Here is a 20,538-nt window from a genome sequence, read left to right as displayed (position 1 = left end):
GAGTTCCTTCCGGATCGGCAAGCGGGGGCGTGGTGCAGGAGTGCGAAACCTCTCGGCCCCGCCGCTGGTTGCCCGCGCCCAAACCGGGCTTGGTGTGCTGGTGAGTGATCAGCGGCCAGCCGCCGAGTGCGTGCACCAGTGTGCGGCTTTTATGTGATCTCACGCGGTAGACGTATCCGTTTCATGGATCCCCGGTGGTGTTGCTGATCGAGTGGTCGGCCAAGATGTCGCCGCTTGAGTGAGGGATGTGGGGGGAAGGAGTGTGCGCGGTGTTCGAGCCGGTGTTCTTGCGGCGGGGGCTTCAGGGCGTGGATCCCTGGCAGGTTGAGTACACGGTTGTCGATGTAGAGACGACCGGTTTGTCTCCTGCGCGCGGTCATCGTGTGTGTGAGGTTGCGGCGGTGCGGTTGCGGGCCGACGGCACGGTGGTGGAGGAGTTTTCCACTCTGGTCGACCCGCAGCGGGCGATGTCGCGGCAGAACCAGTCACATCACGGGATCAGGGAGAGCGACGTCGCAGGGGCGCCATTGTTCACGGATGTCGCGGGGACGCTGCTGCGGTTGATGCGCGGCGCGCTGGTGGTGGCGCACAAATTGGCCTTTGACGCCTCGTTCCTGGAGGCGGAGTTCGCGCGGGCTGGGGCCGCCAGGTTGCGGGTGGCCGGCTTGTGCACGCTGACGGCGTTCCGTGCCCAGACCGACCTGCGTGGCTACACGCTTGCGGGCATCGTCAAAGACCTTTCCGGAGCCTGGCCGTCCAACGGCCACGCGGCATTGGAAGATGCCCGCAACACTGCCCGGGCCCTGACCACGCTGCTGGCCACCAGTCCGCAGCCGCTGGGATTGACGGGCGGCCCATCCGGAGCGCTTCCGGTATGGCCTGAGGCCGTCCGCAGCCGGCCGCGTATCGCAGGGGCACCGGGCAGCCGTCAGGGCTGGCCTGCGCACATCCACGCGGCGCTGCCGAGCGGCAGGACGGTGCCGCCGGATCCGGTGGCCGCCGGCGAATACCAGCGCGTGCTCGAAGACCTCGCCGTCCAGGGGCGCCTGGCCGGCCCTGAGGCACAGCGACTTGTCACGTTGGCCAGTGCAGCCGGCCACCATCAGGCCTCGGTGCGCCAGACACACTCCGCCGTCTGGCACACGGTGCGTTCCCGTATGCCGGACCCGTCGCCGCGAGCCGTCCGGGAGCTGACCGACCTGGCGCGCCGGCTCGGCGTGTCCGATCTCGCCGCCCGCGATCTGCCCAGCGTCGGGGACGAGCTCAAGGGGGTGCGCATCGTGCCCGTCGGCCAGGACGCGGCCGTGCGCGACCTGACGGCCTGGGCCGAGCGGCACGGGGCCACGATCGGTGTGCGGCCCTCCAAGACCACCCGCCTTGTCATCGCCACCGACCCGACAACGGTCCCCAGCCCCAGCGCGGTGACGCAGCATCGCCTGCCCGTACTGGCACCGGCCGCCGCCAGACAGTGGCTCGAGCAGCAGATGAAGCCCGCCGCGCAGCCCGATGCGGCGGTCGCAGCCTGTGGCCCGCTGGTATTCACTGGCCCTGGTGCGGGCCCGGCGTGGCGTCTGTACGAACTGCCTGACGAGCTGACCGCAGGCACGTTCACTGCTCCTGTCCGGTGGGTGGTTGAACAGTGCGCCGACCCTGAGGCGACCTTCGTCCAATTCACCCGTGGCCGAACGCCCCGCCTGATGGTCGACAAGTCCAAAGCACCCAACGGAAGCGAGCAGACTCTCGAAAATGCCCTGACCGAACTACGCCAGGCCGCCGGGCTCGCTCTCACCGTGAAGGGACGCTACCGCCGCGCCGGACGGACAGCGGATGCCGCCCTCGTGCCTCCACGTCGCCCGTATGGCGGCGCACCGGCCGCTCGCCCGGCCAGGGACTCCGAGCCTCGCCAGGTCATCGTCTTCGAAGCGCCTCGTGGCGAACACAGGATCACTCCTACTACCCTTCCGGCGTCACTGGGAGAGCCAACCCGACATCCTCGCTCCGCTGCCGCGTCTGCTGCGGCGACTGCCGTCGCTGGGAAGGATCATCTGCGGCGACGCCGCCAGTCATTCTCTGTGCACTTCTGGCTGTTCTGCTTGACGGGGGGCATTGGCAACATCATCTACGCGATGCGCATCAACAACTGGAACAAGGCGCGCGGCCTGTGAGATACGTCTGAGATGCTCCGTCCTACGCAGATCCATGCATGGTGCGTGACAGGCCCATTCTGACGGAGCCAGTGAGCCCGTAACTGGCGATCGTGAGAGATCATCCACGCGCCCGCATGGCGCGTTGAAGCAGGAAGCCTCCGGAAAGGGACAGACGACTCAGGCCGGAATCCCTGGCCTTCAGCACAGGGAGCACGTGAAGGTACCAGTCATCAGGGGGTGGGAAGTGACGGCACACGAGCGGCTGCCGAGCATTAAGAGGTCATCTCATTTGGTGAGTCTGCGGTAGCAGATCAGGGTGCAGGCGATGCTGGTGAAGGCCAAGAAGTGGACGGCCTTGCGTTCATAGCGGCGGTGCAGGCGGCGGCATCCGGCGAGCCAGGCCATGGTGCGTTCGATGGTCCAGCGGTGGCGTCCCAGGCGCTGGGAGGACTCGATGCCTTTACGGGCGATGCGGTGCCGGATGCCGCGCTGGCGTAACCATCGGCGCAGGTGGTCGTAGTCGTAGCCCTTGTCGCCGTGGAGCTTGGCCGGCCGTCGTCGGCGCGGACCGCGACGGGAGCGGATGGGCGGGATGCCGCGAACGAGCGGTTCGAGGGCCTGGCTGTCGTGCAGGTTGGCGCCGGAGATGCCGATGGAGATGGGCAGTCCGGTCCGCTCGGTGATCAAGTGGATCTTCGAACCGTACTTGCCTCGATCTACTGGATTCGGACCTGTCAGGCCCCCCTTTTCAGGGCCCGCACGTTCACCGAGTCGATCGCACAGCGAGACCAGTCCAGTTCACCCCGGGAGCCGAGTTCGTCGAGGACCAGGCGATGGAGCTTCGCCCACACCCGGGCTTTCGACCACTCGGTGAAACGCCGGTGAGCCGTGGGTCCCGACGGTCCGAACGAGGCGGCCGGCAGCTGCTGCCACGTACAGCCCGACGTGGCCACGAACACGATCGCAGCCAGCACCTCCCTGTCACCGTGCCGGCGCCGGCCGCCTCCCTGAGGCCGACTCGGCGCCTCCGGCACCACTCGCTGGAACAACTCCCACAGCCCATCCGGCACCAGCCGCTCAACGATCCCCACACCCGGAGCCTATCGAACGCCCCAAATGAGATGACCTCTAAGAAGCTGGCGGCGGAGATCAACCAGGTGCGGACCCAAGGGAAGAACACCGTTCGCAAATCCGCAGCCTTCCTGCGCAGCAATGCGGAACAGCTTGCCCAGTACGGATCCGTAGAGGACCTGGCAGCGGCAGAACTCGACGAGGACGCCCTGGCGCGCGCCAGCGCCTTCCACCTCACCTCCATCAGAGCCGAGCTGGCTCGGGAGCTGTGGTCACGCAGAGCCTTCCTGGGCCCCGAGACACTGGATCGCCTGCTCTACCGAGCAGTAGCCGTCGACCGCGCCGAAGATCCGGTACACAGGTGTCTGGAGATCGTGCGCGACCGTCAGTTGGCCCGCCCCGGCATGGTGATCTTCCCCGTCCACTCTTTCGGACTGCTCGCTGGCGGGCTGCTGCGGTTTCGCACCACCCAATCCTGGATCTTCTCGCCCACCGGCTCCGGAATTGCGCTCTTTCCTCAGACCAACCGCTGGAGCAGGACCCGCGAGACGCTCGATGCAGTACGCAGCGCTCTCGGCGTGCGCAAGCGCCTCCCGCTGGAGCTGCTGGAGCACTGGCGGCGCAGTCGACCCGTGGGCTGGCTCGAACGCAATCCGATCATGGTGATCGCCATATCCACGGCTCCCGGAAGCTACTACGACACAGAGCCGCTGGTCCTGGGCCGCCTGCGTGGTGCCAGCGCGCTGGCCTGTCTGCTTGCCGCGGTGCAACCCCCAAACAACATGCGCAGCGGATACCTGTTCAGCTCGGCGCGTACCAATAACCAGGAGACTCTGGACATCCACCATTACCTCAATCTCTACGACAGCCCGGCTGACCGCCGTGCTCTCGACGGCGACTGCGTCCCTATCGGACTGCGCAAGGCCGCCCTGGCAGAGATCAGCGAGCTCAACATCGAGATCCACCCCCGCTACTGGACGCGCCGTCGTAGTTTCGCCGAGGCAGCCCGGGAAGCGGTCGACGTCGTCTATGACGGCTACATGCGGCACGCGTTGCTGCGCAGACCTGCCGCCAAACCTGACGCGCTGAGCAAGGCATACACCAAACTTCACGATGCGCTGACCTACTTCCGCCGCTCCTTTCATGAGTCCGATGAGGGCTGGTCGCAGATCGTGAGCCTGGCGGTGGCATTCGAGATGATGCTGACCGACGGCGCTAACACAGGTGCCATCGCAGCGAAACTGCAGCGCAGAACCAGGCTTCTCCTGCGTGGCCGGCCCGGCGTCCTCGGGTATGCCCAGGCCGTGCACGATCTGTACAAGCAACGCAACGGTGTGGTCCACGCCGGGGTCGTCACATCCGGTACTGACCTGGCGCAGGTGCGGCGCTGCTTCGCGCTGTGCTTCGTTGAACTTGCTCGTCGCAGCGCGCTGGTGGCCCCGTCGGCAGAAGAACCGATGCGTGAGCTTATCGGCGATATCGCTTGAAATGCGCATGATCGGGCGCTGTCCTGCCGCACGGGTACCGCTGAGCATTTGGCCGCGAGCGGCCCGGACGCCACAGAAGAGTCCCTGCTCGTGTGGCGAGCAGGTTGGCGGAATCGCTGCTGGCCACGTTGGCGGGAGCCGCCGCCTAGCCAGCTACGGCTGCCGGTGGCGAACGGCCCGTTAAACCGGTCGGTGACGTGGCGGCGGCCCGAGGCGCTGGCGAGGCACTGCTCGACGCCAGCCAGGCCTGCTGAGCAGAGCCGGGGGAGGCGGCACTTCTGAGGTTTGCGCTTCGGGGTGACGTCATGGCGGTGTCCAGGTGAGGCCGGTCTCGGTGATGAAGCCGTCGAGGAGGTCGGGTCGGTATTGCATCTTCTTCAGCCGGGTGCGGGTGAGGTCGGCGAGGGCGTCGACGGTGCAGGCGGCGAGGTTGCCCAGGTCGTTCTTCAGGTTCGCCCACACGCCTTCGGCCGGGTTCAGGTCCGGGGCGTAGGCCGGCAGGCGGAAGACGGTCAGCCACTGTTGCCGGGCGGCCAGTAACTCGCGCATCAGCGCGTCTTTATGCTGGGTGGAGTTGTCCCAAATCAGCACGGTCTTCCCACCGAGCTGCTGGTGGGCGGCGTCCAGCAGGGCGGCGAAGTCCTGCTCCTTGAAGCCGTTCTTCTCGCCGCGCCGACCGGGGTGGTGCACCAGCATCCGGTAGATCAGACGGGTCCGCTCGCCCGGCTTCGCGCAGACCATCCCGGCGACCGAGACCCGCCCCGATCCCTTCCCCGAGACTTTGACCTGCGGCGGCACTCCGATGCGGGACCAGGTGCGGGACTTGGGCGGACGCAGCGCCTGGCCCGACTCGTCCTCGAACACCAGCCACGCGTCCTGCTCCCTCACCTTCTTTCCACGCGCGCCCATGTCTCCTCCCGCCACTGGCGCACCTGCTCCTCGTCCCGTTCGGCGGCCCGGTGCACCGGAACCTGGACGGAAAAGCCCATCTGCCGCAGGATCCTCGACAGTTGTGGCTGGCTGAAGCGCACGTGGAAGCGCCGGGCGACGAGCACCGAGATCCTCGCCAGCGTCCACCGCTGGTCTTCCGTCCAGCCATGCGCGGCCGGTCCCTGCTCCAGCGCCCTGGCCAGCCAGGCCCGCCAGCCCGGCTGCATCCGCGACGCCACCCCCGAGGGCCCTCTGGAGCGCAGAGCATCCGTGCCGCCTTCCCGCCAGGCAACGTGCCAGGCATACGCGGACTTCCGTGAGACCCGTAACGCCCGCGCGACCTGCGGCGGCCGCATCCCGGCCGCGAACATCTCGGCGGCCTGGAACCGCACCCGCTCCCGCCGGGCCCGCTCCACCGCGGTCAGGCCACCCCCATCGGGATACCTCATCCCACTGGCATACACCCACCGCCGAAACCACCGTCACCCCGAAGCGCAAACCTCAGAAGCGGCACCGGATCTGGGCCTTCGTGATGGTGCTGCCCTGCTCACGGCACATGTTCGTGCGGCCGGTGCTCCATATGGATCAGCACGCCTGGACCGAGGCCCACGTCGAAGCGTTTCGTTTCTTCGGGGGCATCCCACGCCGCCTGGTGCCGGACAACCTGCGCACGGCGGTGGACCGGCCAGACCTCTACGATCCGAAGATCAACAAGTCCTATGCCGAACTCGCCACCTACTACGGCACGTTGGTCGACCCAGCCCGCGCCGCCAAGCCGAAGGACAAACCGCGGGTCGAGCGGCCGATGCCCTATGTCCGCGACTCGTTCTGGAGCGGACGGCAGTTCACCTCGGTCGAGCAGATGCAAGCCGAAGCCCTGGCCTGGTCGCGGAACGTGGCCGGCGGCCGGCGATCCCGGCCTCTGAGCGGGGCCGCCCCGCTGGCCGTGTTCGAGACCGTCGAGGCCCCGGCTCTGCTGCCGCTGCCGGACAAGCCGTTCGTGCTGGCACGCTGGTCCACCGCCGCGGTCGGCCCGGACATCCACATCAAGGTCGGCCGCACCCTCTACTCGGTGCCCTGGAAGCTGATCGGCCGCAGGGTCGACGTCCGCTCGACCGCGACCATGGTGCAGGTCTTCCACGAGGGCCAACTGGTCAAGACCCATGCCGCGCTGGAGCAGGGCAAGCGGACGGACAAGAACGACTACCCGCCCGAGAAGATCGCGTTCCAGATGAAGACGCCGATGTGGTGCCGCGGCCAGGCCTCCGAGGTCGGCGATGCCTGCCGGGAAGTGGTTGACCAACTGCTGGAAGTCAACGCCCTCTATCGGCTGCGGGCAGCCCAGGGGATCCTCGGGCTGCGGAAGAAGTACGGCGACGGCCGCCTGGAGGCCGCCTGCACCAAAGCCATCACCGTCGGAGACCCGTCCTACCGCACCATCAAAGGCATCTTGATCGCCGGCACCGAGACCGATGTCCCCGTACTCGTGTGAGTGCACCGCCAAGTACGGGGATACGTGCACCACTCAGGCCACGTCGGTGTCACGCTCGATGGCCTGGAGCCGGTTCTTGAGCCGGTAGCTGTTGCCGTTGATGGGAACGACCTCGCAGTGGTGCAGGAGGCGGTCGAGGATGGCGGTGGCGAGGACCTCGTCGCCGAAGACCTGACCCCACTCGCTGAAGGCCTTGTTCGAGGTCAGGATGATCGAGCCCTTCTCGTAACGCTTGGAGATCACCTGGAAGACCAGGTTCGCCTCCGCTCGCTCGAGGGGCTGGTATCCCACCTCATCGACCACGAGCACGCCCGGCCGCAGATACGTGCCGAGCTTGCTGGTCAGCCGACCTGCCGCCTCGGCGGCTTTGAGGTTGCGGACCATGTCGTCGAGGCTGGTGAAGTAGATCGAGTAGCCGGCCCGACAGGCCGCGACGGCCAGGGCGACGGCGATGTGCGTCTTACCGACGCCGGGCGGGCCGAGCAGGGCAACATTGGCCTTCTCCTCGACGAAGGAGAGGCTGGCGAGGTCCTTGACCTTGCGGGGTCGGCTCGGGCTGGAAGGAGAAGTCGTAGTCGTCCAGCGTCTTGTGGTGCGGCAGCTTCGACAGCCGCAGGCCCTGACGAAAACGCCGGTCGTCCTTGACGGCGAGTTCCTCGGACAGCACCAGGTCGAGGAAGTCGAGATAGCCCATCTTGTCCTCGTCAGCCCGCTGGATGTACTGGTTCAGGACATCGGCCAGGTGAGGCAGGCCGAGCTTGACGGCCGTGGTGCGGATGCGGGTGCCGGTCAGCTCGCTCAACGGGCTTCCTTCGTCGAAGTGTTGGACTTGAACGGGCGGGTGCCGGTCAGCTCGTCATAGACCGACAGCGGACGGCGGCCGACCTCGACGCGGGCAGCAGCGGCCCGGCTCAGCAGGGCCTGCAGCGGGCCGGCCTCCGGCCCAGATGAGAGCTCTCGGCGGGGCGAAGGCGGGCTGTCGCCGGTGGTGACGCGGCGGCCGGCGCCGGTAGGCAGACCGTCCCAGTGCCTGTCGTCGACGATGCGGGCGCCGCGGCCCACAGCCCTCGGATGGGCGGCCAGCAGAGTCTCACCGTCCGAGCCGGGAACCGTCGAGTGCAGCGTGACCTGGGACTTCGTGGCACGGATCTCGACCAGCTGGCGGGGGCGGACCCTGCGGGCGGGCACCGAGTAGAGGTTCGCGTCGAAAGCGACCAGGCAATCCTTGCCAACGTGCCGCAGATGCCGTTGGGCGACCACATACGGAGTCTCGGGCAACGGACGCAGAGCCATGTGGTCACGCACCGCCCGATGGCCGATGACCTCGCCATGAGTGCCATGCACCTTCGCACGCCGCAGCGGCACCCAGGCCGCGAAAGCGGCGTTCATCTCCTCGATGGACGCAAAGGCCCGTCCGGCCAGCACGTGATCGCGGACGATGCCGACCTGCCGCTCGACGCGACCCTTGCCCTGCGGCCGGTAGGCGGCCAGCACGTCGATATCGAAGTCGTAGTGCCCGGCGAACGCGACCGCCTCCGGATGCAGCGGGACCGCCTCGCCCGGGGCGACGTGCCGGCGCACGACGGTCTTGGTCCGGTCGTAGACGATCGTCATCGGCACCCCGCCGAAGTGCACGAACGCCTGCCGGTGGCAGTCGAAGAAGGTCGCCAGGTCCTGGCTGGTGGTGAAGCAGCAGAACGGGTCGCGCGAGTACGACAACGTCATGTGGAACGAGTAGACCTTCGGAATGCCGACATGAGCGAGGACCTTGCCCTCATCACCCCAGTCCACCTGAGCCTGAGCCCCAGGCACCACCTCGAACCGGCGGTGCAGACCGGCCAGTTCACCCGGGCTGATCCCGAGTTCCTCGGCGATCCGGGGCCTGGCCTCCTGCAGGTAGAGCTTCACCCGCTGGTAGTTGATCGTGACCCCGTACTCCTGGACCAGGCGCTCGTGGATCACCGCCCCTTTGAGCAGGATCTCCGCCCTGAGCATCGCGTCGATCAGCGGGGCAACCTCGTCCACCACCCGCCGCCGTGGCCGTCCGTTCGGCTCCCGCTGCGGCGGCGCAGCCGACACCTCACCCGACAGGTACTTCGCGACCGTGCGGCGGTTCAGCCCGGTCTCCTTCGCGATCTCCCGCAGGCTCATCGCGCCGGACTCATACAAACCGCGAAACCGCCGAAGCTCCAGCCAGCGATGCGGATCCAAGACCACCGTCAGCCGCCCCTCTGCCACCCCTAACCGACAGCAGCAGACTCGCGACCCTTGCCCCTCACCGCATCAAGAACGGTGCACTCTCATCCGTACGAGGTGGTGCACGTTCACTTGTACGCGGACAACCGACCCCGAACCGGAGACCGGCGACGCCGGGGCCGCGGCCTTCCTCCACGGACCTGAGGGCTTGTTTGCCGCCAGCATCCCCACCCAGACCTCGGACGAACTCCACGGCGACCCCGGCCATGACGACGCTGACGCCGAGGAGGCCGCCCGATGAGCGTGATGGACACTGCCCTGCGCGAGTCGCTGAAAGCCCTCCGCTTGTCCGGAATGCTGGAGACCCTCGACGCCCGCCTGGCCCAGGCCCACGGCGGAGAACTCGGCCACCTCGACTTCCTCCAGGTGCTCTGCCAGGACGAGATCACCCGCCGCGAGACCGCAGCCTTCCAACGACGCCTGCAACGAGCGAAGTTCGAGCAGCAGGTCACCCTGGAGGAGTTCGACTTCACCGCCTCCTCCAAACTGCCCGCAGCCCAGATCCGCGACCTGGCCGCCCTGCGCTGGCTCCACGCCGGCGAGTCGGTCATCCTCTTCGGACCGGTCGGGGTTGGCAAGACACACGTCGCCCAGGCTCTCGGTCACCTCGCGGTCCGGCAGGGTGCGAACGTCCGGTTCGCCAAGACCAGCCGGATCCTGGCCGAGCTTGCCGGCGGCCATGCCGACCGCACTTGGGACAAGCGCATGCGGGAGCTGATCCGCCCCGACGTCCTGATCCTCGACGACTTCGCCATGCGCCAGCTGACCGCCGCCCAGGCCGACGACCTCTACGAACTCGTCTCTGAACGGCAAGGACGCTCGCTGATCATCACCAGCAACCGGGCGCCCAGCGACTGGTATCCCCTCTTCCCCAACCCCGTCGTCGCCGAATCGCTCCTGGACCGTCTGATCAACACCAGCCACCAGGTCATCATGAACGGACCCAGCTACCGCCCGAACAAGCGTCCTAGGAACCCAGCCGACAAGAACGGAACGGCAACCTCGTAGGACGGCTGGCCGCAGGAATCATCGGATCGGCGCCTGAGCAATGAAGGCCCGGGCGCCCCTCGGCCCGGTTCGCCGACGCTACTTGATATTGATGTTGAAAGTGGAGACCTTGCCGTCCGCAGCGGTCAGGGTGACCGGCCCGAAGGTGATGATCACGAAGGAGTTGCCTCCCGGCCCCTTGTAATAGCCGGTCGCCCCGGTGATCCGGACAGCCAAAGCTACGAGAGTTGAAGCAGCCTGCTCATCAGCGTTGATCTTCGGCCGGGCAAGGGCGGGATGTCCGTTGCCTTCTGCCCAGTCCCGGAAGCTGCGGGCGTCGCGGCTCATGTCGGGGAGGATGCTCTTGTTGGCCCAGGCCCACAGCCATGAGCCCGAGCCGGGGCTGAAGCTGCCGAGGATCTGCGCGGGTGCCGTCGCCGTCTTGTCCGGGAAGGTCCAGGTAATGATGCCGGTCGTCTGGTCCAGATCCCAGCGGTCCGCTGAACCCAGCCCCCAGGACCTGTGGGCACGACCCAACTGTTCGATCATGTCTTCGCCCTGCAGCAGCAGGATGCTCAGGTCGGCTCGCTCCCCGGCCTGACCAGCACTCTCCGCCTCATTGGCCCGCTTGAACATTCCCATGCCGCGGAGTCTGCCAGAGGTCACTGATCAGTCTGCGCGGTGACCTCTCGCACCTGACCTCTCGCTACCGACAGGGTGGGGAATTACGTGACCAAACGGCTGGGGAATTACGTGATCGTCCACAGATGCCGGAGATTTCCCAGGACGACACGGCCCCGCTCTTCCAGGCGCCTGGTCTCTCGTCGCACACCCAGATTGATGTGCGCACGCTCCGGAGCGGGATCGAGGCCAGTCAGGCGGCCCGTCACGGCCGCGGTGTCGGAGGTCTGCAGCATCGCCACATCGAGGCCCTGATGGCCCTTGACGGTCACAGGAGCCTTGGAGCGATGGGAGAGGAACAGCAGGACCGGATCCAGCAGATCGCGCAGGCAGAGGACGTGGCCTCCCAGAAACGAGCTGCCGAGTACCTCGAACGGATCGGTGAGGAAGAAGCCACCCGGCGCGCCGAGAACGTGGCTAATCCCAACACCTATCACCCGAAGCACAACCCTGACGGACACGACCTCGACACCTGCCCCGTCTGCGGGCACGAGACGCTCTGCGTGCAGGGCCTTGACCCTGTCTTCGGCCGGGTCGGGTACGGACAGTGCCTGGTGTGCACCTACACGCGCACCCCGGGCGCCGCAGAGGACGAGGCATTCACCGAACAACTTCGGTCGATCATGGACGACGAGTGATGCCTTCCGTCGCCCAGAGCCGTGGCCTTCGGCGGCCAGCAGTCCGCGCTTCGGCGTGGGCGCCTCTGAGGGCGGGCAGGGATGGTTCGAGCCGGGGTGAGCGGCCGGGGCAGGACGGGCGATGTGGTCGTCGTGGGCCCGGCGTCAGGCGAGGGCGTTGCGGAGGTAGGCGGGCAGTGCCTGGCGGACGGCCGGGTCTGCTTCCCAGTCGGGGCCGTTGAGTTGGTCGGCAGTGATGACGACGTGGTTGCCGTGGTCGGTGCGGACGACGACGCGGAACGTTTCGCCCCGGCTGTCCCGGCCGACCAGGTAGGCGGCCAGGACAGCTCGGCCCAGCTCGGCGGGGTTCGCACTGGTGGTCGCTCGGCCGAGGTCTTTGCATATCCACACGTCGCTGAACCGTTCGTGCATCAGGATTTCCCACCGCACGCAAGCGGGCATGTCGTCGTGTAACACAAGCGCGATCATGCCCCCACCAGCCGACCTCGCGTACCGCTACCTGCGAGTACTGGCCAGAAAACGCGCCTCGCCCACCCGGCGAGCGGCTGGCACCAGCCCGGCTCTCACCGGCGCGCCCGGACCGGGGGCGTCAAAACGGTTACCTCGCGCGGCCCTGATCGGAAACCCTGCAGCGGGTCCGCAGCGACGTGCGCGAAAAAGCCCTCAACGCACTCCGGCAACTCCTCGTCGAGATCGACGCCGGACGCTTCCCCGGCCTGTTCCTCGTCATCACCGGAACCCCCGCCTTCTACGACGGCCAGCAAGGCATCCAACGCCTCGCCCCGCTGGCGCAGCGCCTTGCCACCGACTTCTCCACCGACCCCCGCTTCGACTCCCCGCGGGCCGTACAGCTGCGCCTGCCCGGCTTCGACCTTGCCCGGCTCGGCGAACTCGAGGTCCCCGCACCGTCCAGCACGTGTGGATCAATCATGACCACGATCTGATCGACGTCACGATCCATACCAAGGACCGCCACACCGCCACCCTTCACACCACCGCTGCAGTAACCCCCATGAGGCCGCCAGCGTCTCCGCAGGACGGCATTCTGAAACGATCAGTTAGGCCGGGGTCGTTCGGCTCCTCGGTGTGCCGGTGTGACTGGACGCCTCACTTGGCCTTACGGTGCATTCGACGGAGGTTCGGAGCGCTGGTTGGATCCCCAGATGCAGCCCTGCATCATCGCCGTAGTGACCTTGCCCTTGAAGCCTGCTGCTGGCGTCAGCCGGTCCCTGCACCAGCGAGAGACGTCGTCCGCCATGCCGGATCCCGGGTTCTTCCCTTGCTTGGCGAGAGCGGCGGCGAAGTCGTAGCCGCGCTTGTATTGGGCGTCCGCAATCGAGCCGGGCTTGTAGGGGTTCCCGTAGATGATGGGGGGCGACGGTTCGGAGGCGCCGCCTTGACTGATGAGCGGGGCGATCAGCAGCACAGTGGGCAGGCCGACCAAGACCGAGGCGAACAGCAGGCCCATCTTCAGGGACGTCCTTTTACCGACCGCGTACGACAGCAGCGCCAGCGGAATGGCTAGAACGAACGCCAGGAGCGGGATGATCGCTGCACCACCTGCCACAGGTCAGGCCCCCCCCTTTCGCGGCTCGGCGGCGTCATGCTACGTGTCGTGATCGGGACACGGAGGCGCGGGGTGTGTTGTGGCGTAGCTGGTCTGGTTGCTTATTGATGTTGGGTGTGGCCTGTTGTTGCTCAGTTGTGTTGAGCGGCGTATTCGGTCTGTGGGGAAAGTCTGCCTGGGGGTTGGTGGGGGGCGGGTGGTGTGTGGGTTGAGCTGGCTGTTGATGTTGCTCAGTGATGCTGAGCGGGATGGTGGTTTTGCGCAGGATGGTTGGCGCGTCTATAGGTACGGGGGCTGGGTGGGGGTCAGGCCGTGCGGGCAGCGGCGCCGGGCGCGGAGGGCCACACAGCGCCGGCTCGCAGCGGAAGTGAGGGCTTTGGAGCGGCCGGAGAGGTCACCGGCCGCTGGAGCGGGTGCGGCGGTGGGTGGGATTTCGGGGGCGGTGGTGTTCCTCGGCGAGGTGGTCCAGCGTGATGCTGTTCAGGAGTGGTTTGGTGATGCGTTCGCTGCCGTTGCAGATGGCTTCGATGGCGGCTTGGCGGATGAGGCGGGAGAGGCTGCCGATCCGTCCGGCGGTTCGTTCGTGCAGGTAGGGGGCCAGCTTGGGCAGGCTGCCTGCCCGGTGCGCGTGCAGGTCGAGGGCTTGCTCGAGGGCGGCGATGAGTTCGCGGAATGGTTCGCGGTCGCCGGTGCGGGCGGGCAGCGTTTCGCAGTCGATGAGACAGGCGCGTCCGGCCAGCTGTGCCCCGCGTACTCCGCTGAACACGGGGCTGGCGGTGACGTCGATGCCCGCGTAGACGAATGTGGCGGGGATGCGTTCGGTGAGGTCTTTGAGCCAGTCGGCGGCCTCGGCTCCGCTGGTGGTGCGGGGGTTGAGCCGGTGGATCTCGTCGATCAGCATCAGCTTGATTCCGGCTGTGGTGCAGGTGTGGCAGACGGCGCCGGTGATCTGTGCGGTGGTCATGCGCGTGGTGACGGGGATGCCGAGGTAGCGGGCGAACTCCTGGGCCAGGGTCTTGGCGGTGGCGCCGGGCGGTACCAGCACGTAGGCGACGGGGACGCTGCTATCGCCGGGTTGGGTGTGGCGGGTGTGGGCCAGGTGGCAGGTGCGGCCGACTTCGAGCAGGGCGGTGGTTTTGCCGGTGGTGGTGGGGCCGGTGATGATCAGGGATGGGCGTGCGGTGACACTCTGGTGGCGGCCGAGGATCATCAGGGTGCGCACCTGGCGGGAGAGGTTCTCGATGGCCGGGGTGCGCACGGTGACGAACTGGGAGTGGTAGGCCAGGCGTTCGTCCGCGGAGCGTGGTGGCTGTCCCGGCTGCGGCGGTGCGGGTGGTGTGGTGGTGGCGAACCGGGCGAATCCGTGGAAGGTGGTGACCGCTGCCGAGGACGTCTGAGGCGCGGTGGGTGTGGTGTCGGGGCTGGTCACCAGTGCTTGGCCTCCTCGAAGGCGTCGTACAGCGCGAACCGCGCCGGCGGCGAGGCCTTTTCACCGTCGGCTTTGATGCCGTCCTCGTCACGTGCGAGGGGCTCGGCGGCGTCGATGCTGTCCTCGGCCTCCGCCGCGTAGTGGCTTGTCATCGTCAGGGCGTGTGCCGCCGCGCTCGCTGCGCCTGGCGGTGCAGTGGCGGGCGGGGCTGGTGCGGGCGCGGGCAGGGGGCGGGCGCGGCGCACGAGCCGGTCGACCGCCTCGGCCAGGTCGGCCTCGTGCTTGTCGCGGTCGCTGCGCTGGGTGAGTGTGGCGCGGATGTGGCGCCAGGTGGTTTCGCTCATGGGGGTGTGGACGTGGTCGCGGTGGTTCCACGGGATCTCGTGCAGGCGTCCGTCGGGCAGCCGGATGTAGACCTGCCGCACGTCGTGCAGGTTGAGGTGGATTTCCCACTTGCCGCGGGGGCCGGTGGGGGAGGGCCGGCCGCGGTGTTCGTTCAGGCAGGCGTGGTCGTAGGTGCGGTAGTTGATGCGGATGCCGCGGCCGGTGACGGGGTGGAAGCGTACGGGCAGCAGTTCCAGGTAGTCGGCGCCGGCCAGTGGCAGCGGCACATAGCCGGAGGCGCCCAGCAGCGCGCCCCACATCTCGTTGGGGGCCAGGGCCTTTCTGGGCAGGACGGGGTGGCGCAGTCCTTCGTGGGGGCGGTGCTGCCAGATCTTTTTACCGACCGCAGGAACTCATGCACCCGCTCTGAACTGCGGCGATTCATAGAGTACATGTTCGTGACGATGGAATGGGGCGTTTGGCTTCGACAACGTGAACCGGCTCCGGGCCGTGGAATTTGGCTGCGTCCAGGCCGCGCGGCATGCTGATCTGACATGCCGGGCCCGACGTGCGGGCCTGGCAACGGGGCGGGGAGGATCGCGTTGATCGTCTGGGTGAACGGGGCGTTCGGTAGCGGGAAGAGCACGCTCGTGGACGAGTTGCGTCCGCGCTGGCCCGAGGCACTGGTCTATGACCCGGAGATGGTCGGCTATGTGTTGCGGGAGATCGTGGAGGTCCCGACCGGCGATTTCCAGGATCTGCCGCTGTGGCGGCGACAGGTCGCCAACCTGGCGGTGGGACTGATCCAGGAGTACCGCCGCCCTGTTCTGGTCCCCATGACCCTGGTCAACTCCGAATATGTCGGTGAGATCTTCGGCGCGCTGAAGGACGCGGGTATCGACGTCCACCACTTCTTCCTCAAAGTCTCCCGAGAGGTCCTGGAGAAGCGGATCGACGGCCGGATTCACGCCCCGGATGACCCCGAACGGGAGGAGCAGGTCCGGCGCTGGTGCAAGGACAGGATCGGACCGTGCATGGCCGCGGCCGACACTCTGCCCAGCGACACGGTGTTCTTGGACGGCGAACTGAGCCCGCAGGAGTTGGCCGACCTGGTGCTGACCCGAATCGACACGGGTTCAGGCCGATAAGACGCTCGGGTGCGTGATCGTGGAGGTGCGGTCGGCCACCGACCTGCTGGTTCTTGGCATGATGAGGCAGTAGAAGTCGTTGCCGTAACTCGTTGCCGGGGGCTCGTTGGATGGCCGGTCCGCCGGGACGGTGGACGGGCCATGAGATGCCAGCGGTATGCGATCAGGCCAGTGGTTCCGGCCCGGTGAGGCGGGCTTCGAGGTCGGCGACGCGTCGGTCCTGGAAGCGGAGGTTGGATCGGGCGGCTGTGAGCCGCTCGTCGAGGGTGCGGTTGTCGGTGGTCAGCTGGCGGACCCTTTGTTTGAGTGTGGTGTTCTCGGTGGTGATCCGCTGGATGGCCTCTTCGGTCCACTCGGCTTGCAAATCCCTTATCTGGCCGAGTAGTTCGCCGATTCGGGTGCGCTGGGCGAGGATCTCGCCCTGGGCGGCCTTGAGCGCGTCCTCGGCGTTCAGCGCGCGCTCGCGCCAGGTTGCCTCGCGCTCGTCGTCCTGTTCGACGAGCAACCGGGACCGCCGGTCACCTGCCTCGGCCATCGCCGTGGCGATGGCGGCTCTGGCCTCGGGGTTGGCATAGAGGAAGGTGCGTGAGACGTTCGCCCGCCGGGCGACAGCAGCGACGTTGACCTGGGCCTTCTCGCGCTGGATCCGGGCGATGGACTCGTGGACCCGCAGGAGGGCTGTGTCGGTCTTGCTGCGGCGGGCTGCCAGGGCGGCAGCAGTGCGGCGTTCAGGGACGTTGTTCATGCGACGTCCTGTTCGGGGTCGGTGTCCTCGGCTGTGCACGTATCGCTGTGCTCGTTTTCCTCCTCGGCGCCTGCGACAGCGAGGTCGGCTGCGAGGAATGCTGTGGACCACACGCGGTGGAAGTAGTCCTGGGGTTTGCGCAGGTCCAGGGCGAGGGCGTCGTCCAGCAGGCCGAGGCCGGCCAGGGCCTTCTCCAAGCCGTCGATGGCGCGGGCGGTGGGTTCGAAGTAGGCGTTCAGGTAGTCGGCGGTGGCGTCGTCAGGGGCGCCCTCGGCCAGCAACCGCCACTGCTGTCGGCGTACGACCTGAGCTGGCCCTGGCAAGATTTTCGTGAAACGGGGCTGTGCCACCGTGCGCCGGTGACGCTCCGTCACGGGTAGCGGGACTTTCGGCGAGTGTGATGACTTCGTACGAACTGTGTCGCCGCACCTGGATGTGGTGCAGGTGGAACGGGTGTGGTCGTCGGGTGGTGTGGTCCGTATCTCTGCCCGTACCCGCGAGTTGATGGTGGCGTGTCCGGACTGCCGGTGCGCGTCGGCGCGGGTGCACAGCCGGTATTCCCGCACGCTGGCCGATGTCGCTGCCGGGGGCCGCCCGGTGCTGATCAGTCTGATGGTGCGGCGGTTGTCGCGGACGAGTGTGCTGTTCCAGTTGATGCGCATGGGACTTCCGTCGGCCGCGACACCGCGGGTGCTGGGCGTGGATGACTTCGCGTTGTACGCGGACGTCTACGGCACGCTGCTCGTGGATGCCGACAGGAGGCTGCCGATCGAGTTGTGGGCCGGGCGCGATGCCGAGCAGCTGGCCTCCTGGCTGCGTGCGCATCCCGGCGTCGAGGTGGTGTGCCGGGACGGTTCGCTGGTCTACCGGCAGGGCGTCACCGAGGGAGCCCCGGACGCGGTGCAGGTCAGCGACCGTTTTCACCTGTGGCAGGGGCTGTCGAAGCGGGTCTCGGACGTCGCCGCGGCCCACCGCGACTGCCTGGCCGCCGCAGTACCTGAACCCGAACCGGCCCCACCGCCGTCGGACGAACCGTACGAGGCGGCCGATTCTCCCGCCCGCCGTCACGCGAAGCGACTGTTCGAGACCGTCCAGGGATACACCGGCACGGCCCACAGTCTCAGCGCGATAGCCCGCGAACTCGGCTTGAACCGCCGCACCGTGGCCAAGTACGCACGCGCTGCCTGCTGGCAGGAGTGCGTACGGCGCACTCCGCCCCGCCGATCCACGAGCCTCGACCCGTATCTGGAGTATCTGAGGCAGCGGTGGGAGGAAGGCGAGCACACCGCGACCGTGCTGCACCAGGAGATTGCCGCGAAGGGCTACCGCGGCCACTACCAGCGGGTCAAGATGGCCATCGCGCCGCTACGCCGCGGTCTGCCGATCGACACACCGCGCGAGCGGCCACCCTCGCCCCGCCAGGTCGCCCGGTGGATCACCACCACACCGCCCCGGCGCGGCCTGCACGCCACCGAGGCACTCCGTCGGCTGCTTGAACACTGCCCGGAGCTCGACCAAACCCACACTCTGGTAAGACAGTTCGCGGCCATGCTCGATGCCCGCGACGCCGCCCCGCTGCCGGACTGGCTCGACCAACTCGCCGACTCTGGCCTGTCTGCCTTGGCGAGCCTGGCCAACGCCATTCGCGAAGACCAGCTGGCAGTTGTGCAGGGGATCACCACCCCGTTCAACTCCGGCGTCAACGAAGGCCGGATCACGGATCTGAAGCTCCAGAAACGGATCATGGCCGGCCGCGCCGGCGTTCCGCTCCTGCGCCACCGCGTCGTCCTCATGGCACACCTCCGACGCCGCTACCCGTGACGGAGCGTCACCGGCGCACGGTGGCACAGCCCCGTTTCACGAAAATCTTGCCAGGGCCACGTTCACTTGTACGCGGACAACTGGGGCTGGACGCCTCTGTGCGCGGCAAGCTGGAACCGCTGCGGGCGAAGATGACTAAGTGGTCGGCTCCGGAAGTCCTTCGGGGGTTGACTCCTGCCTTCAGGAGCTGCAGCCCGGCAAAACAGATGCCGCAGGCTGCACGGCAACGTAATGTGTGATCCCGACTGCTGTCTATTACCTGGCCGTTGGTGCGGCCGCAGCTTCGGGAGGGCTTGATGGTTGCGGACATAGTCAGGACTTGGGTGGCGGGCTGGGCCGTGTCCCGGCGGACGCCTCCGCCTGTCGAGAAGCCGTGGGGGTTCTATATCGAAGTGGCCGGCAACGCCGACGAAGTGGGGCGTCATGTCCTGCCCGCGGCCGAGGAGTCGTTGGTCCGCAGCGCCGCGGCCTCGGTGTCCGTGCCGCGGACTTGGATGAAGATGCCCGCGGAGCCGGAGGAGATCGAGTCCTGGCTGTCCCCGGGGTGGGTGGTGGCCTGGGAGGAGACCGGCCATCTGATGGCCGTTGACCTGATGGCCACGGACCCGGTCGCGCCTGAGGGGTACACCGTGACCGTGGAGGCCATTGGGGCCGTCACCTACGCTCGGGTGCTGGACGCGGTGGGCGAGCAGGCGGCCCAGGGGCAGATGGCATCCCTCGGGGAAGCCGTGGTCGTGGACCGGGTGATGACCGAGGAGGCTCATCGGCGGCGCGGGCTGGGCAACTTCGTGATGCGTACGCTTGCCGACCACGCCCTGGAGACAGGCGCGGTCCTCGGCGTTCTCGGCGCGACCGACGCCGGGCGCGCGCTGTACGAGACGCTGGGCTGGAAGAAGCACACGACGCTGGCGGAGTGCATCTACCGGCCCTGAAACAGGACAGGAGTATCGGCCGTCCCCGCGGCGGGCGGGGCAAGCTGTGGCTTGCCAGTGATCCACTTCAGCCGATCGGTTCGCCCGCCATGCCCATCCGCACTGCCTGTCCGATAGCCCTGAGCGCCGCCGAACGCGTGCGGTTGAAGAAGATGGCCTACGGCCACAAGACCGAGCACCGGCTGCGGGTGCGTGCGCAAGTCGTCCTGCACGCCGCGCGCGGACGCTCCAACGCGCGCATCGCCCGGGAGACGGGGCTGCACCTGGACACCGTGCGCCGCTGGCGTGGCCGGTTTGCTCAGGCGGGCCTGTCCGGACTCAAAGACCGTCAACGCTACGGCCGTCCCGCCTCGTTCACACCGCTGCAGGCCACCGAGGTCAAGGCGCTGGCCTGCCGACTGCCCGCCGAGACCGGAATGCCGCTCTCACGCTGGTCGTGCCCGGAACTGGCCCGCGAGGCCGTATCCGCACCGCTTCCCGGCGCCGCCGTGCTGCAGGCGTCAGCCCGCCCCTATCCGCATATCTCACGCACCACGGACTATCGACAACACGACACCCACATCGGGATGTTCAGCAAAGATCACCCTAACGAGCCGAGATCAGTAGGTAAGGGTCCGGCGGTCAGGGCGCGGTGTCGCTGCCGCAGTTGGCGCCGCACAGTCCGTGCTCGCCCGCGGCGTGGGCCTGCTCCCTCTCGGCGTCGGGGTACTGGAACAGCAGCAGCGGCTCGATGGACAGCAGCCCTGCGTGGCCCTTGACCCTGCCCATGCCAGCGCCGGCGTACCGTCCGACGAGCAGCGGGTACCCCTCGTGCGGAGTTCGGCGCGCAGACCGCTCAGGGAGGCCCTGTTCTCCCGAAGCTGCCGCGAAGTGACAAGTAGCT

General features: G+C 67.7%; 18 protein-coding genes and 4 pseudogenes. 10 read left to right on the top strand and 12 right to left on the bottom strand.

Features of this window, described 5'->3' with window-relative positions; genetic code table 11:
- Positions 1-269: 269 nt before the first annotated feature.
- Complete coding sequence (locus tag A6P39_RS00590; RefSeq protein WP_067056300.1) at positions 270-2,165, top strand: 3'-5' exonuclease; 1,896 nt, start codon at positions 270-272, stop codon at positions 2,163-2,165.
- Between the two features lie 267 nt (positions 2,166-2,432).
- Here A6P39_RS00590 and A6P39_RS00585 read toward each other — a convergent pair.
- A protein-coding gene (locus A6P39_RS00585; protein WP_275883970.1) for an IS5 family transposase occupies positions 2,433-3,232 on the bottom strand; the annotation gives its coding sequence in 2 pieces (ribosomal slippage) (positions 2,433-2,894 and positions 2,897-3,232; 798 coding nt in all).
- A gap of 36 nt (positions 3,233-3,268) precedes the next feature.
- Between A6P39_RS00585 and A6P39_RS00580 the strand changes: the two genes are divergently transcribed.
- The gene (locus A6P39_RS00580; protein ID WP_275883762.1) at positions 3,269-4,705 is read left to right on the top strand and encodes a HEPN domain-containing protein; all 1,437 of its coding nucleotides are present in this window, start codon (positions 3,269-3,271) and stop codon (positions 4,703-4,705) included.
- A 303-nt stretch (positions 4,706-5,008) separates the two neighbouring features.
- Here A6P39_RS00580 and A6P39_RS45255 read toward each other — a convergent pair.
- Positions 5,009-6,084 (bottom strand): IS630 family transposase gene (locus A6P39_RS45255; protein WP_443052792.1). Its coding sequence is split into 2 segments (ribosomal slippage): positions 5,009-5,595 and positions 5,595-6,084, totalling 1,077 coding nucleotides; the frame shifts between segments, so codons are not numbered across the junction.
- A gap of 56 nt (positions 6,085-6,140) precedes the next feature.
- On the opposite strand from A6P39_RS45255, the pseudogene A6P39_RS00565 reads away from it, so the two are divergent.
- Positions 6,141-7,103: pseudogene (locus A6P39_RS00565) on the top strand (IS21/IS408/IS1162 family transposase); the annotation flags it as partial.
- Positions 7,104-7,160: 57 nt separating this feature from the next.
- Here A6P39_RS00565 and istB (A6P39_RS00560) read toward each other — a convergent pair.
- Positions 7,161-7,929: pseudogene (istB, locus tag A6P39_RS00560) on the bottom strand (IS21-like element helper ATPase IstB).
- On the bottom strand, positions 7,926-9,278 hold the full coding sequence (gene istA / locus A6P39_RS00555) for an IS21 family transposase (RefSeq protein ID WP_443052791.1): 1,353 nt from the start codon (positions 9,276-9,278) through the stop codon (positions 7,926-7,928). Before istA ends, istB (A6P39_RS00560) begins: the two are co-directional and overlap by 4 nt.
- Before the next feature lie 342 nt (positions 9,279-9,620).
- Between istA and istB (A6P39_RS00550) the strand changes: the two genes are divergently transcribed.
- On the top strand, positions 9,621-10,391 hold the full coding sequence (gene istB, locus A6P39_RS00550) for an IS21-like element helper ATPase IstB (RefSeq protein WP_067040271.1): 771 nt from the start codon (positions 9,621-9,623) through the stop codon (positions 10,389-10,391).
- A 78-nt stretch (positions 10,392-10,469) separates the two neighbouring features.
- Here the strand turns inward: istB (A6P39_RS00550) and A6P39_RS00545 are convergent, their stop codons facing one another.
- A complete protein-coding gene (locus A6P39_RS00545) occupies positions 10,470-11,012 on the bottom strand; it encodes a DUF6882 domain-containing protein (RefSeq protein ID WP_067040274.1) in 543 nt (180 codons plus the stop codon).
- A 125-nt stretch (positions 11,013-11,137) separates the two neighbouring features.
- Between A6P39_RS00545 and A6P39_RS00540 the strand changes: the two genes are divergently transcribed.
- Positions 11,138-11,689, top strand: a complete 552-nt coding sequence (locus A6P39_RS00540) for a hypothetical protein (protein WP_199840692.1) — start codon at positions 11,138-11,140, stop codon at positions 11,687-11,689.
- Between the two features lie 144 nt (positions 11,690-11,833).
- Here the strand turns inward: A6P39_RS00540 and A6P39_RS00535 are convergent, their stop codons facing one another.
- On the bottom strand, positions 11,834-12,100 hold the full coding sequence (locus A6P39_RS00535; RefSeq protein ID WP_067040277.1) for a hypothetical protein: 267 nt from the start codon (positions 12,098-12,100) through the stop codon (positions 11,834-11,836).
- A gap of 209 nt (positions 12,101-12,309) precedes the next feature.
- Between A6P39_RS00535 and A6P39_RS00530 the strand changes: the two are divergent.
- Positions 12,310-12,582, top strand: a pseudogene (locus A6P39_RS00530) (BREX system ATP-binding domain-containing protein); the annotation flags it as partial.
- 224 nt (positions 12,583-12,806) lie between these two features.
- Here the strand turns inward: A6P39_RS00530 and A6P39_RS00525 are convergent.
- From A6P39_RS00525 to A6P39_RS00515, 3 genes are all read right to left on the bottom strand, one after another.
- A complete protein-coding gene (locus A6P39_RS00525) occupies positions 12,807-13,256 on the bottom strand; it encodes a hypothetical protein (RefSeq protein ID WP_159395956.1) in 450 nt (149 codons plus the stop codon).
- Between the two features lie 394 nt (positions 13,257-13,650).
- Positions 13,651-14,685, bottom strand: coding sequence for a TniB family NTP-binding protein (locus A6P39_RS00520; RefSeq protein WP_067040286.1), 1,035 nt, complete (start codon positions 14,683-14,685; stop codon positions 13,651-13,653).
- Positions 14,682-15,329, bottom strand: coding sequence for a hypothetical protein (locus A6P39_RS00515; RefSeq protein ID WP_067040288.1), 648 nt, complete (start codon positions 15,327-15,329; stop codon positions 14,682-14,684). The genes A6P39_RS00520 and A6P39_RS00515 overlap by 4 nt, the downstream gene beginning before the upstream one ends.
- A 282-nt stretch (positions 15,330-15,611) precedes the next feature.
- On the opposite strand from A6P39_RS00515, the gene A6P39_RS00510 reads away from it, so the two are divergent.
- Complete coding sequence (locus tag A6P39_RS00510) at positions 15,612-16,157, top strand: AAA family ATPase (protein WP_067040291.1); 546 nt, start codon at positions 15,612-15,614, stop codon at positions 16,155-16,157.
- Positions 16,158-16,320: 163 nt separating this feature from the next.
- On the opposite strand, the gene A6P39_RS00505 is transcribed toward A6P39_RS00510, so the two are convergent.
- Positions 16,321-16,902, bottom strand: a complete 582-nt coding sequence (locus tag A6P39_RS00505; protein ID WP_067040294.1) for a DUF6262 family protein — start codon at positions 16,900-16,902, stop codon at positions 16,321-16,323.
- On the bottom strand, positions 16,899-17,225 hold the full coding sequence (locus tag A6P39_RS00500; protein WP_234378748.1) for a hypothetical protein: 327 nt from the start codon (positions 17,223-17,225) through the stop codon (positions 16,899-16,901). Before A6P39_RS00500 ends, A6P39_RS00505 begins: the two co-directional genes overlap by 4 nt.
- Positions 17,226-17,319: 94 nt before the next feature.
- Between A6P39_RS00500 and A6P39_RS00495 the strand changes: the two genes are divergently transcribed.
- The 3 genes and pseudogenes from A6P39_RS00495 to A6P39_RS00485 all read left to right on the top strand — a co-directional run.
- The gene (locus A6P39_RS00495; RefSeq protein ID WP_331454061.1) at positions 17,320-18,723 is read left to right on the top strand and encodes an ISL3 family transposase; all 1,404 of its coding nucleotides are present in this window, start codon (positions 17,320-17,322) and stop codon (positions 18,721-18,723) included.
- Positions 18,724-19,115: 392 nt separating this feature from the next.
- The gene (locus A6P39_RS00490; protein WP_331454060.1) at positions 19,116-19,655 is read left to right on the top strand and encodes a GNAT family N-acetyltransferase; all 540 of its coding nucleotides are present in this window, start codon (positions 19,116-19,118) and stop codon (positions 19,653-19,655) included.
- A gap of 89 nt (positions 19,656-19,744) precedes the next feature.
- Positions 19,745-20,104: pseudogene (locus A6P39_RS00485) on the top strand (helix-turn-helix domain-containing protein); the annotation flags it as partial.
- A gap of 172 nt (positions 20,105-20,276) precedes the next feature.
- Here the strand turns inward: A6P39_RS00485 and A6P39_RS00480 are convergent.
- Positions 20,277-20,423 (bottom strand): hypothetical protein, encoded by a 147-nt coding sequence (locus A6P39_RS00480; RefSeq protein ID WP_199840697.1) that lies wholly within the window; start codon positions 20,421-20,423, stop codon positions 20,277-20,279.
- Positions 20,424-20,538: the final 115 nt, after the last annotated feature.

The sequence above is a fragment of the Streptomyces sp. FXJ1.172 genome, from assembly GCF_001636945.3.
Classification (GTDB): Bacteria; Actinomycetota; Actinomycetes; order Streptomycetales; family Streptomycetaceae; genus Streptomyces.
This window is presented reverse-complemented; position numbering and strand designations above follow the sequence as displayed.